Source organism: Bacillus atrophaeus, from assembly GCF_039519175.1.
Taxonomy (GTDB): domain Bacteria; phylum Bacillota; class Bacilli; order Bacillales; family Bacillaceae; genus Bacillus; species Bacillus atrophaeus.
The window spans coordinates 3,149,700-3,164,921 of record NZ_CP154443.1; the positions used below are offsets into that span (position 1 = coordinate 3,149,700).

Genomic DNA, 15,222 nt, shown 5'->3' on the forward strand with positions numbered 1-15,222 from the left:
GTTTTATATAAAAATTGCAGGTAAAATGGAGGTAGCTCTATGAATAATGATGTGAATACCAGCGGCTTAGTCAATCCATCTATCAGCTATGGGGAGCCGTTACAAATATCCGAAGATCAGCCGGCTGCTATTCCCGAAGTCTTACACAAAACGGCTGCGGAACTTGGGGAAACGAAAGGAATCATTTATTTGCAGCCGGACGGTTCAGAGGTTCATCAATCATATGGCCGTTTATGGAAGGATGCACTTCGTATCGTAAGAGGGCTCCGTCAATCAGGACTGAAAGCGAAAGATCAAGTAATCTTGCAGCTTGGCGACAATTCGCAATTTATCCCCGCCTTCTGGGGATGTGTTTCTGCTGGGATTGTCCCCGCTCCTCTTGCTGTTGCTCCGACATATACAGAGGCGAATAGCGGCACGCAAAAGCTGAAAGACGCATGGACGCTTCTTGACAAGCCGCCGGTTATTACGAATCGAGACATGCTGCCGGAACTGGCCGCTTGGGCAAAAGACCAAGGATTTGATGAATTTCGCGCTCTGGCAATCGAAGATCTTCTTAGCGCTGAGATGGAAACTGATTGGCATCGGGCCCGTTCTGAAGATTTGGCGCTTTTACTTTTGACCTCAGGGAGCACCGGCACCCCAAAAGCAGTGATGCTCAATCATGAAAACATTTTGAGTATGGTTAAAGGAATTATTCAGATGCAGGGCTTTACAAGTGAGGATATCACATTTAACTGGATGCCGTTTGATCATGTCGGAGGTATCGGAATGCTGCATTTGCGTGATGTATATCTCGGCTGTCAGGAAATCAACGTCGCAAGTGAGACAATCTTGATGGATCCTCTGAAATGGCTCGATTGGATTGATCATTACCGTGCTTCTGTGACATGGGCGCCGAATTTCGCCTTCGGTCTGATCACTGATTTTAGTGATGAAATCGAAAATCGAAATTGGGATCTGTCTTCAATGCGTTACATGCTCAATGGCGGTGAAGCGATGGTGGCCAAGGTTGGGCGCAGGATGTTGGAGCTCTTAGAGCCTCATGGATTGCCCGCTGATGCGATTCGCCCTGCCTGGGGAATGTCCGAAACTTCCTCCGGTGTGATTTTCTCACAAGATTTCACACGTGCGTCGACAAATGATGAGGATGGTTTTGTGGAGATCGGTTCTCCGATTCCCGGATTTTCGATGAGAATTGTTGATGATCATAATGAATTGGTCGAGGAAGGCGAAATCGGCCGTTTTCAGGTTTCTGGGCTTTCTGTTACCCACGGTTATTATCAGCGGCCGGAATTAAACCAAAGTGTCTTTACAGAGGATGGCTGGTTTGAAACCGGAGATCTCGGTTTTCTGCGCAAGGGGCGCCTTACCATTACCGGCCGTACGAAGGATGCCATTATTATTAACGGCGTCAATTATTACAGCCATGCGATCGAATCCGCTGTCGAAGAATTGCCGGAAATCGAAACTTCCTATACTGCTGCTTGTGCTGTCCGTGTGAATCACAATACAACGGATCAACTGGCTATCTTCTTTGTTGCTTCTATCCAGCTTGATGATTCTCAAACCGCCCAACTTCTAAGAAACATACACTATCATGTCACAAAGACGATCGGTGTTACGCCTGAATATTTGCTGCCGGTCCGTAAAGAAGACATCCCGAAAACAGCCATAGGGAAGATCCAGCGCGCCCAGCTGAAGAGCTCATTTGAAAATGGAGAATTTGACCACATACATAACAAACTGAATTTGATGAGCAGTGAAGCTCAGGGCAGTCATACGCAAAAAACAGATTCCGCTCAATTAGAAGATATAAAGAAACATTTGACCAAATTCTTCACAGAGGATTTAAATATTGACCGTGATTGGATTAAACCTGACACAAATATCCAAAGTCTCGGCGTTAATTCAATTAAGATGATGAAACTTATTCGATCCGTAGAGAAAGAATACCGCGTAAGACTCACAGCGAGAGAGCTGTATAAATATTCTGCCATTCAATTACTGGCTGCTTATATAGCTGAAAAAGAAGAAATGAACAAAAGCCGCTCTGCTGATAGGAATATCAGTATAGATGCAAGAGACAAACAAGTTTCCTTGCATTCTCTTTCTGAGGTTCAAAAAGGACTATGGACATTGCAAAAAATGTCGCCTGAGAAGAGTGCTTATCATGTTCCTCTCTGTTTTCGATTCTCGTCAAAGCTTGATAAAGAGAAAGTAAAACAAGCCTTTCACCTTGTATTAGACCAGCACCCGATTTTAAAGCATGTCATCCAAGAAAAAGACGGAGTGCCTTATATCAAACATGAATCTGGACTCCCCATCACGATAAAAGCCGAAGATATTTCAGGCTTAAAAGAGGCTGACATAACTCCTTATTTCAGAAAAAAAGTAAAGGAACCGTTTGTGAAAGAATCCAGCCCTTTATTGCGCGCCCACTTATTTTCAAGGTCTGAAGAGGAGCATTTTTTACTTGTCGTGATTCACCATATCATTTTTGACGGTGTTTCTTCCGTTACTTTTATTCACAGTCTTTTAGATAACTATAAGCATCTCTTAGAAGGGCAACATCCAAATGTGCCCGCTGCTCCGGCGGCTTACAATGATTTTGTCACATGGGAACAGCAGTTTCTTGCCGGTGAGGAGGGCGAGAAGCATCGTTCGTACTGGCAGCAGCAGTTAGCGGGAAGCTTGCCGAATCTTCAGCTGCCGTCCATGCGCATCAGCCCGTCTATTTCCGAATTTGAGGAGGACACATATACCCGGCGGATTTCAGACGGTTTAATAAACAGCATCAAATCTTTTGCAAAAGATCATTCTACGAATGTGTCAACGGTATTGCTGAGCTGTTATATGGTGCTGTTAAGCCGTTACTCTGATCAAGAGGATATGATTGTCGGCATGCCTGCGATGGTGCGGCCGGAAGAACGATTTGATTCATTAATCGGACATTTTCTCAATATGCTTCCCATACGGAGTGAGGTGAAGGGAACAAAAACATTTTCGGAGTTCGTTCATACATTACAGTTGACGCTTCTTGATGGACTGGATCACGCATCTTATCCTTTTCCGAAAATGGTTCGGGATTTGAATATTCCTCGTCATCAAGCGGGTTCACCAGTTTTCCAAACGGCATTTTTCTATCAGAATTTCCAATCTGCAAGCTATCAGAACATGTACCGTCAATATGAAGAGTCCTTTTCTGTCGATGCAGTTGAGGGGATTCATCAAGAAGGTGAATACGAGTTAGTATTTGAACTATGGGAAGAAGAAGAAAAGATGGAATTGAACATCAAATACAATACCGGGTTGTTTGATGATACGTCTATTTCGACTATGTTTGATCATTTTATTTATTTAGCAGAACAGATGGTTCATAACCCTTCTCAACCTTTACAACAGTATTCTTTATTACCGAAAGAAGAGGAACATACCATTCTTCGTACGTGGAATGCTACTGAAAAGGATTATCCGGATGCATGTTTTCATGAGTTGTTTGAACAGCAGGCTAAAAAGACGCCTGATGCAATAGCTGTCAGCTATGAGAAGAAATCCCTGACGTATCAGGAGCTTGATGAGAAAAGCACACTGCTGGCCCTTTATTTGCAGAAGAACGGTGTGAGCCCGGACCGATTGGTAGGAATCTATGTCGAGCGATCGCTGGAAATGGCTGTAGGCTTGCTCGCAATCCTTAAAGCAGGAGGAGCATACGTGCCGCTAGACCCGTCCTACCCGGCTGAACGGTTGGAATATATGCTGGAGGACAGTGAGGTTTCCATTACGCTGACAACCTCTGAACTCATAGATACCTTGAACTGGAACCATGTAAAAGTGATTGCTTTAGATCAAGACTGGGACGAAATCGCTCAAAACCCTTCAGGAGGCACAAGCCTTATGCGCACCGTGAAAACGGAGAATTTGGCTTATGTGATTTATACCTCCGGCAGCACAGGCAAGCCAAAGGGTGTCATGATTTCGCATAAAGCACTGGCAAACTTTCTTGTTTCCATGGGAGAAAAGCCTGGTCTTTCATCAGAGGATATCATGCTTGCAGTGACAACCTACTGCTTTGATATAGCAGCTTTAGAGCTGTATCTGCCTTTAATGAAGGGCGCCCAATGCCATATTTGCAATACTGAGCATACAAAAGATGTGGAAAAGCTGAAACGAGACATTCAAGATATCAAACCGACGATTATGCAAGCCACGCCTGCTACATGGAAAATGCTATTTTATTCAGGCTGGAAAAATGAAGAGGGAATTAAAATTCTATGCGGCGGAGAAGCGTTACCCGAGAAATTAAAGCAGCACTTTTTAAGTACAGGCAGTGAAGCTTGGAATATGTTCGGACCTACAGAAACAACGGTCTGGTCAGCGATTCAGCGCATTAATGAAGAGACCGCTGCGTCCGTGATCGGCCAGCCTATTGCGAATACACGCGTTTATATTGTTGACTCGCACCTTCTGCCTGTCCCTGCCGGCATTCCCGGAGAGCTTTGTATTGCAGGGGACGGATTGGCAAAGGGTTATTACAACCAGCCTGAGCTGACGGATGAAAGATTCATAGATTGTCCGTTTGAACCGACATCCAAGCTTTACAAAACAGGCGACATGGCACGGTGGCTTCCAGAGGGCAAGATTGAATATATCGGGCGTATCGATAATCAGGTGAAAATCCGCGGATTCCGTATCGAGCTGGGGGATATTGAGATTCGCCTTGGAGAACATCCGGATGTTCAGGAAAGCGTCGTCGTTGTGAACGAACAGAACGGAAATGAAAAATTGGCCGCTTATTATATAGCAAAAAACGCACATTCACCTGTTACGCCGAGAGAGTTGCGGAATGAGTTGAAAAAGAGTTTACCGGCTTATATGGTTCCTTCTTATTTTATTCAGCTTGATCAAATGCCGCTCACACCGAACGGAAAAGTAGACCGAAAGATACTAAAGAATCGAAAAGTAACAGCGGAGCAGCCTCAACATGGAAATATGTCTCCTTCAAAGATTCAAGAAACGATACGATCCATTTGGCAGGATGTGCTTCAAACTGCTGACATTTACCTGGAAGACGGATTTTTCGATGTAGGCGGGGATTCGCTTCTTGCGGTTACTGTTGCTGAACGAATCAAAAATGATCTAGCCTGCGAGTTTAGTGTTACTGAACTGTTTGAATACTCAACTGTGAAAGACATCAGTAAATACATTGCCGAACAGAAAGCAGCAGATCCATTTGTCTCTTTGCCGGCAGACGTAAAAGACAAGCCTGGCAAGCCGAACCGTACACAGCATGTTCCGGAGGATCTTCCTGATTATTATGAGGACAGTGTAGCGATTATCGGGATATCGTGCGAATTTCCAGGGGCAAAAAATCATGTCGAATTTTGGAATAACATCAGAGACGGAAAGGAAAGCATCAAGTTTTTCACTAAAGAAGAACTTCGCAGCTTAGGCGTTCCGGACACACTCGCGGAGAATCCTGGCTATGTGCCTGCTAAGTCTGCGATTGAAGGGAAAGATCGTTTCGACCCAAGTTTCTTTAACATATCTCGAAAAGATGCCGAGTTCATGGATCCCCAGATGCGGATGTTGATGACTCATTCCTGGAAAGCGATTGAGGATGCGGGATATGTCGCCAAACAGATTCCTGAAACCAGTGTGTATATGTCGGCAAGCAACAATTCTTACCGTGCGTTATTGCCCGAGGAAACAACAGAAAGCTTAGAAACGCCGGATGGTTATGTGTCATGGGTGCTTGCGCAGAGCGGGACGATTCCGACGATGATTTCTCATAAGCTGGGGCTGAAAGGGCCAAGCTATTTCGTCCATGCAAATTGTTCGTCTTCTTTGGTTGGGTTACATTCCGCCTTTAAAAGCCTGCAATCAGGTGAATCTGCATATGCGCTGGTCGGCGGAGCGACGCTGCACACCGAGACAAATATCGGATATGTGCATCAGCCGGGTTTGAATTTTTCAGGTGACGGGCATATCAAGGCTTTTGACGCTTCAGCCGACGGAATGGCAGGCGGTGAAGGTGTTGCGGTTGTCTTACTGAAAAAAGCGGCGGATGCCGTAAAAGACGGAGATCATATTTATGCTCTGATGAGAGGCATCGGTGTAAATAACGATGGGGCTGATAAGGTCGGTTTTTATGCCCCGAGTGTGAAAGGGCAGGCTGATGTGGTCCAAAAGGTGATCGGCCAGACGGGTATTCATCCCGAATCGATCAGCTATATTGAAGCGCACGGAACAGGGACAAAGCTGGGTGACCCAATCGAACTGTCGGCTTTAAATACAGTGTACAAGCAATATACAAACAAAAAACAGTTTTGCGGCATCGGATCGGTGAAAAGCAATATTGGACATTTGGATACAGCTGCCGGCCTGGCTGGCTGCATCAAGGTTGCGATGAGCTTATACCATAACGAGCTTGCTCCAACCATCAACTATAAAGAACCGAATCCGAATATGGATTTAGCCGACTCTCCTTTTTACGTGGTGGATCAAAAGAAAGTACTGGATCATGATATCAACACACATAGGGCGGCGCTAAGTTCATTCGGCCTCGGCGGAACAAACACCCATGCGATATTTGAACAATATGCGATCGCTTCTGAAACGAGGAAGGAGAGCGGGACCTGCATCATACCGATATCGGCGAAAAACAAAGAGCGGCTCGACGAATATGCGCAGGAACTCCTGTCCCATTTGGAAACGAGAGGACTTGAGAATGGTGATTTGGCTGATTTCGCTTATACATTGCAGGTCGGGCGAGAAGCGATGGAGCATCGCGTTGTCTTTATTGCGGATGAAGTGAATCAGCTGAAACGGCAGCTGGAGGATTTCATCAATGGAAAAACACCAATCAAAGGATGTTTTCAAGGAGAAAAGCAGCACGCCAAGGAAGCTGCATGGCTGACTGAAGATGAAGATAGCGCAGAACTGATACGTAAGTGGGCAACTAAAGGGAAAGTGAACAAGCTTGCGGAGATATGGAGCAAAGGAGTGTATGTCGATTGGTCGCAGCTTTATATGGATGTGCAGCCTCGACGAATGAGTTTGCCTACGTATCCATTTGCAAAAGAACGGTATTGGGCATCACAGGACGTTCCGCAAGATTCCGGGCAGACACCTTCAATTCAGGCTGCGGCGGCTACATTGCACCCGCTGCTCCATCAAAATACGTCTGATTTGTCTGAGCAGCGATTCAGTTCAGTCTTTACGGGCGAGGAATTTTTCCTGGCAGATCATGTCGTTAGAGGGAAGCCGGTGCTCCCTGGGGTGGCCTATCTCGAAATGGCCCGAACAGCTGTAAGCCGGGCAACCGGAAGCGGGAAGGATCAGGATATCAGAATCAGATTACATCATACAGTCTGGGTTCAGCCAATCGTTTTGAATGATCATCCGGTTCATGTGCATGTCGGTCTCTTTCCGAAAGAAGACGGAAAAATCGCATATGAAATCTATAGTGTTGGTGAAGATGACTCTGATTCACTTATTCACAGCCAAGGCAGTGCGGAATTGATTTCTGCAATCGAAAAGCCGGTCCTGAATATTGCAGAAGTACAAGATCGCTGTAATCAGAGAAATCTTACGCCTGACCAGTTCTATGAGGAAGGCAGAAGCAGAGGGATGTTCCATGGTCCGGCATTCCAAGGGATTGAAAAAGCCTGTATAGGCAAAAGAGAGGTCTTGGCCAAATTGCAGCTTCCTGTTTCTGTATCTGAGACGAAGGAAAGCTATGTGCTTCATCCGAGTATGATGGATTCGGCTGTTCAGACGGCTACAATCTGCATCATGCAGGAATTTGCCGAGCAAAAACTGATTCTGCCTTTTGCGCTTGAAGAGCTTGAGGTCATCGGTAAATGTACATCCGTGATGTGGGCCTATGCCCGTTTAAGTGAGAGCTATAGGGACGGGGATACTGTGCTGAAAGCGGATATTGACCTGTGCGATGAGGCTGGAGCGGTTTGCGTCAGGATAAAAGGATTCTCCACGAGAGTGTTGGACGGAGAAGTGCAATCGTCGAAGCCCGCAGTCCATTCTGAACGCTTAATGCTTGAACCGGTTTGGAATATACAGGAATCTGTTTTAGGGAAGCAAGTGCCGACATATGCAGAACATCTTGTTGTGTTCTGTGAAGCTGCCCGTCATGTCAGTGACAGCATCGTCTCCCATATGAAGGATGTTCGCGTCATCACATTAAATGAAGCTGAAGGAACCATTGCTGAGCGTTTTCAAATCTATGCACAGCAGGTTTTCGAACTGATTCAAGGAAAGATCCGCACGAAACCTGTAGGCAAAATCATGATTCAGGTCATCGTTTGCGGGAAAGGCGAGCAGCAATTGTTTGCCGGTTTGTCCGGGCTGTTGAAAACAGCTGAATTGGAGCATGGCAAACTTATCGGCCAGCTGATTGAGATTCCAAGTACTGAGGAATTACATGATTTGCATGAAAAGCTGAAAAACGACAGTCTGAGACCTGAAGATAAACAGATCCGCTACGAGGCGGGAACCCGATATGTCAAAGGGTGGCGTGAAATGACACCTTCGCCTGTTGATGAACTTAGTATGCCGTGGAAAGACGACGGTGTTTATCTCATCACCGGAGGAGCAGGCAGCTTAGGCCTGCTGTTTGCAAAGGAAATTGCACAACGAACCGACCGCGCCACATTGATCCTCACCGGACGTTCAGTTTTGGAAGAGAGCAAGGAGCGAGAGTTAGAGGCGCTTCGCGATTTAGGGGCAGAGGTTAGCTATAAACAGACAGATGTGGCTGATCAAGAGGCGATTTCTCAGCTCATGAAGGAAATCAAAGAAAGGTACGGCCGTCTTAATGGAATCATTCACGGCGCAGGAGTTATTAAAGATCATTTCATCGTCCAAAAAACGAGTGAAGAGTTTCAAGAAGTGATACATCCAAAGGTAAACGGCTTAGTGCAGTTAGATGAGGCCGCCAAGGAATGGAAAATGGACTTTTTTATCCTGTTTTCTTCCGTTTCCGGAAGCTTAGGAAACGCCGGCCAATCAGACTATGCAACTGCCAATACGTTCATGGATGCATACGCTGTATACCGAAATTCGCTGGTTGCATCCCAAAAACGGCACGGCACAACCATTTCCTTCAATTGGCCGTTGTGGAAAGAGGGCGGAATGCATGTCGACGCCGAGATTGAAAAGATGATGATGAAAACCTATGGAATGGCCCCGCTGCAAAGTGAAAGCGGCATAGAAGCATTTTATCAGGGAGCGGTCTCAGGTAAGCCGCAAGTATTTGTGATCGAAGGGAACCTTGCAAGAATGAAGCAAAAACTGCTTCCTTCCGCCGGTTCTGCAGTTGAGCGGCCAGTTGTAAATAGGAACCGGGCTGAAGCGGATGGCTTATTCAGCAAGGTGGAGCAATCGTTGAGTCAAATGGTAAGCGCCATTTTGAAAGTGGACATGGAAGAGATTGATATCAATACAGAGCTGAGTGAGTACGGCTTTGATTCAGTTTCATTCACTGTATTTACAAATCGAATCAATGAAGCGCATCAATTGGAATTGACGCCGACTATTTTCTTTGAATATGGAACCATACAAAGTCTGGCTGAGCATTTAGTTGAAGAGTATCAGGATGAATGGCTGACTCAATTCCCATTAGCGGATGCTTCCAGACAAACTGAGAACAAAAAAACAAACCCTCTTCCAGATGCGAATAGCTTGATTGTCAAAGCGCAGGAATCGTTGAGTCAAATGGTAAGCGGCATTTTGAAAGTGAACGTACAAGAGATTGAAATGGATACAGAGCTGAGTGAGTACGGCTTTGATTCAGTTTCATTCACTGTATTTACAAATCGAATCAATGAAGCGCATCAATTGGAATTGGCGCCGACAATTTTCTTTGAACATGGAACCATACAAAGTCTGGCTGAATGTCTAGTTGAAGAATACCCGGATGCATTTATTAAGGAATCTTCTGTACCGGAGAAGTCTGTCGTTTCTAAAGTTTCCGCTCCTGTTGTGCCAAGCATAACGAAAAGGAAAAGAAACCGCTTTGCGCCTGTATCAATCACAAAAGAGGAAAAAAGCAATAACAAGGCAGCCGATTTTGAACCGATCGCAATCGTCGGGATCAGCGGCCAATTCCCTGGGGCACAAGATATTGATGAATTCTGGAGAAACCTGAAAGAAGGAAAAGACAGTATAACGGAAGTCCCCGAAGACCGTTGGGATTGGCGGGAACATTATGGGGATCCTGAGACACAAGAAAATAAGACCGACATCAAATGGGGCGGATTTATTGATGGGGTGGCTGAGTTTGATCCGTTATTTTTTGGTATTTCGCCAAGAGAAGCTCAGTATTTAGATCCTCAGCAGCGGCTGTTAATGACCCATGCATGGAAGGCGATAGAAGATGCCGGATGCTCGCCTCAGAACCTTTCAGGAACTATGACGGGTGTTTTTATCGGTACAGGCAATACAGGGTATAAAGATTTATTTTATAAAGCAAATGTACCGCTTGAAGGCCATGCGGCAACAGGAAATATGATTCCTTCCGTCGGTCCGAATAGGCTGAGCTACTTTTTAAATCTCCACGGGCCGAGCGAACCTATAGAAACAGCCTGTTCAAGCTCTCTTGTAGCCATTCACCGCGCGGTTTCCGCTATCCAGGATGGAAATTGCGATATGGCGATCGCAGGAGGTGTCAACACGATATTGACCGAAGAGGCACATATCAGCTACAGCAAAGCCGGCATGCTCAGCAAAGACGGAAGGTGCAAAACCTTCTCTGCTAATGCGAATGGTTATGTCAGAGGTGAAGGTGTCGGGATGGTCTTGCTGAAAAAGCTGACAGATGCCGAACGGGATATGAATCACATCTACGGCGTCATTCGGGGAACGGCAGAAAACCATGGAGGAAGAGCCAATACCTTGACATCGCCTAATCCGAAAGCGCAAGCCGATTTATTGGTGCGCGCATATCGGAAAGCAGGCGTTGATCCGCGCACGGTAACCTATATCGAAGCTCACGGTACCGGCACTGAATTGGGAGATCCTATTGAAATGAACGGATTGAAGGCTGCGTTTAAGGAACTGTCTGAATTGGGAGAACACAATGGGACAGAGGTGCTTGATCATCAATGCGGAATCGGTTCAGTCAAGAGCAATATCGGTCACTTAGAGCTTGCGGCCGGTATTTCGGGTCTCATTAAAGTGCTTTTGCAAATGAAACATAAAACCTTAGTCAAAAGCCTGCATTGCGATACGCTTAATCCTTACATTCAGCTGAAAGACAGTCCGTTTTATATTGTTCAAGAAGAAGATGAATGGAAGGCTGTACGAGATCGTAACGGAAATGAACTGCCGCGCCGCGCTGGTATCAGTTCGTTCGGAATTGGCGGGGTAAACGCTCATGTGGTGCTTGAAGAATATATACCGAAAGAAGATTTCAATTCTCAACAACAAATAGCTTCCGGCCAACCTAGCATCATCCTGCTGTCTGCCAAAAATAAAAAAAGGCTTCAGGACCGGGCAGTTCAATTGCTTTCTGCCATCCGCGAGAAAAAGTACACCAATAACGACCTGCACCGCATTGCCTATACGCTTCAAGTCGGGCGAGAGGGAATGGACGAACGTCTGGCATTCACCGCGGGTAAAATAACAGAGCTTGAAGAAAAACTGCAGGCGTTTGTGGAAGGCAAGGAAGGTACTGAGGGACTCGCACGTGGCCAGTCAAATCGAAACAAAGATACTTTCGCAATTTTTGCGGCAGATGAAGACATGGCAATGGCTATGGATGCTTGGATCAGAAAAAGAAAATACGACAAGCTGGCAGATTTATGGGTGAAAGGCGTGAATATCGACTGGACCAAATTGTATGGTGATGCCAAACCGCGCCTTATCAGTCTTCCTTCATATCCATTTGCAAAGGATCACTGCTGGCTTCCCGAAAAAATGGATCAAGTGAAGGTGAATGATCTTGAAACGGGCCATATTCAACCTCTAGACAATAGTAAAAAGCGAACGGCCTGTTTTTTGACAAAGCAATGGATGTTAAGCCCGGTTATCCCAAAAGAGCCGGGGACCCGAGCCGTTGCGATTCTGACCAGTGCAGAGACGGCAGACTTGGCTGCTGAAGTGTCTAAGTATTTTCCGAATCACTACTTATTAGATGTGAGTCGGGTTGAAAGTCAATCATTAAAGGATGATTGGAAAACCTTTGACGGTTTTGTGGATCTGATTGGATGCGGAGAGTACGACAAGGAGACGTTGAGTTGGATTGAATGGATTCAAAAGCTGATTGAGCATGGACATAAAGAAGGGCTGATGCTGCTTTGCGTTACGAAAGGGCTGGAATCTTATCAAAATGATTCCGTTCAGCTGGCAGGAGCCTCCCGCGCCGGTCTGTACCGCATGCTTCAAAACGAGTACAGCCATCTCAAATCAAGGCATATGGATGCGGAGGCATCCGCAGATCATCTGACTCTTGCGAAGCAGATAGCAGATGAGTTTTATTCCGATAGCGAGGATGCTGAGGTTTGCTATAGAGACGGTTTGCGTTATCATGCTTTTCTACAACCGGAACATAGAAAAGACGCCGATCAAAAACGAAGGGCTTTCCCAAAAGATCATGTGCTTTTAATTACAGGCGGCACACGAGGGATCGGACTATTATGCGCCCGGCATTTTGCAGAGCATTACGGAGTGAAAAAACTGGTGTTGACAGGGCGTGAGTCACTGCCTCCGCGAGAAGAGTGGGCACGTTTTAAGAGCTTAAACACATCCGCCGCACAGAAAATACAAGCGGTGCAGGAACTGGAAGCACAAGGCGTACAAGTACAAGTGCTGTCGCTCCCTTTATCTGATGAGTCTCTCGTGCAGCAAAACTTACAGAATATGAAACAGACTTTGGGACCGATCGGGGGAGTCATTCATTGCGCTGGCATGACGGATATGAATACCTTGGCATTTATCCGGAAAACGGCCGATAATATTCAACAAGTTCTCGAGCCGAAGGTGGATGGGCTTACAACGCTGTATCGCCATGTATGTGATGAACCGTTGCAGTTTTTTGTATTGTTTTCATCAGTTTCAGCCATCATTCCGGCCCTTTCTGCGGGACAAGGCGATTACGCCATGGCTAATAGCTATATGGATTATTTTGCGGAGGCAAATAAGGAAAAAGCTCCGATCATCAGCATTCAGTGGCCGAATTGGAAAGAGACCGGGATGGGTGAAGTGACAAATAGCACTTATAGAGAAAGCGGCTTGCTTAGCATCACGAATTCAGAAGGCCTCAGCTTTCTGGATCAAATGTTATCCGAAACATTCCGCGCAGTTGTGCTGCCTGCGGTGACGGACCCAGCGGAATGGAAACCGGAGGAATTGATGAAGAGACGCGCCCGGCATGAGTCGGGTTCTGATGAATTGGCTTCGCAGCCATCACGAAAAACAGAAATGGACGGGCCGGCAAAAAATGAGCTTCTTTTAAATGAAACAGAAGCATGGCTTGTTGGTTTGTTCTCCGAAGAACTGAGAATTGATCAAGAGGACTTGGAGATTGATGAATTATTCCAGGAGTATGGAGTGGATTCTATCATTCTAGCTCAGCTGTTACAGCGCATTAACCGAAAGATCGGAGCGGCACTCGACCCTTCTATTCTTTATGAATATCCAACGATCCAGCGTTTTGCAGCTTGGCTCATCGGTTCTTACTCTGGATCGCTGTCTGATATGTTCATAGACAACATATCGGCAGCTGCTTCGGAAGGCAGAAAAGCATCAGCTTATCAAAAGCCGATTCAGCCGGCGACTCGTGCGGCTGCTCTGGAAGTACAAGAAGAAGAGTCCCTTGCATCTGGCTCCCATACAGAAGATATCGCGGTTGTCGGATTGTCCTGCCGCTTTCCGGGAGCGGAGACACTGGATAAATATTGGACACTATTATCTGAGGGGCGGTCGTCAATTCGCCCGGTTCCGCCAGAACGCTGGGGCTATCCGGCACCTTATTATGCCGGAGTCATTGATCATGTCAATCATTTCGATCCTGCGTTCTTCCTGCTTCCAGAAGAAGATGTAAGCGCAATGGACCCGCAAGCATTAGCTGTTTTAGAAGAGAGTCTTAAGCTCTGGTATCACGCCGGCTATACACCTGAAGAAATAAAGGGAGAAGCAATCGGTATTTATCTCGGCGGACGCAGCCGTCATAATCCGGGTCAAGACAGCCTTCTTCATGCAAAGAATCCTATCGTGGCAGTCGGCCAGAATTATTTAGCGGCCAATATTTCACAATTTTTTGATGTGCGCGGCCCGAGTGTTGTATTAGATACGGCATGTTCTTCGGCTTTGGTCGGCATGAATATGGCGATTCAGGCTCTGCACAGCGGTGATATTAAAGCTGCCGTTGTGGGAGGAGTCAGCTTGTTTGACTCAGATGCCACCCACCGGCTGTTCGAGCAGCGTGGTATTTTAAGCGCAGAGTCATCCTTCCATGTGTTTGATGAACGTGCTGATGGAGTTGTTTTAGGAGAAGGCGTTGGAATGGTCTTGTTAAAGACAGTAAAACAGGCTCTGAAAGACGGCGATTCCATTTACGCTGTGGTCAAGGCCGCTTCTGTTAATAACGACGGAAGAACGGCCGGACCTGCAACACCGAATCTGGAAGCGCAGAAGGAAGTCATGAAGGCGGCGCTTGCTAAAAGCGGCAAAAAACCAGAAGACATCAGCTATCTCGAAGCGAACGGCTCAGGCTCAATGGTAACTGATCTGCTTGAGCTTAAAGCGATTCAATCTATCTATCGTCCTGACAATTCAATTCCGCTGGGTCTTGGATCAATCAAACCAAATATCGGACATCCGCTTTGTGCTGAAGGGATTGCAAGCTTTATCAAGGTTGTGATGATGCTGAAGCATCGCAGTTTTGTTCCATTTTTGTCAGGTGAAAAGGAAATGACGCATTTTGATAGGAAGAAAGCGAACATCACTTTCAGCCGAACGCTGGCAGAATGGACGGCATCCCTTCCTGCTGCGGCAATTAACTGCTTTGCCGACGGAGGCACAAATGCCCATGTCATTATAGAAGCGTGGGATAAAGACGAAAACCGTGAAATAAGGCGGCGCCCTTTATCCCCGCCGGAATTAAAGAAACGGCCGTTCCCGTCTGATGATTCAAAGCCGGAAACGGAGACCTTAAAAATGGATAAGACAAACATATGGGATACTTATGAAGTGGAGGTCTAA

1 protein-coding gene is annotated in these 15,222 nt (G+C 46.3%); it reads left to right on the forward strand.

Annotated elements, in window-relative coordinates; translation table 11 throughout:
- Positions 1-39: 39 nt before the first annotated feature.
- On the forward strand, positions 40-15,222 hold the full coding sequence (locus AAHT65_RS16020) for an amino acid adenylation domain-containing protein (RefSeq protein ID WP_343310493.1): 15,183 nt from the start codon (positions 40-42) through the stop codon (positions 15,220-15,222).

Excerpts from the sequence above, each read along its gene's own strand:
- AAHT65_RS16020 (WP_343310493.1), top strand. The coding sequence starts at position 40 with ATGAATAATGATGTGAATACCAGCGGCTTAGTCAATCCATCTATCAGC.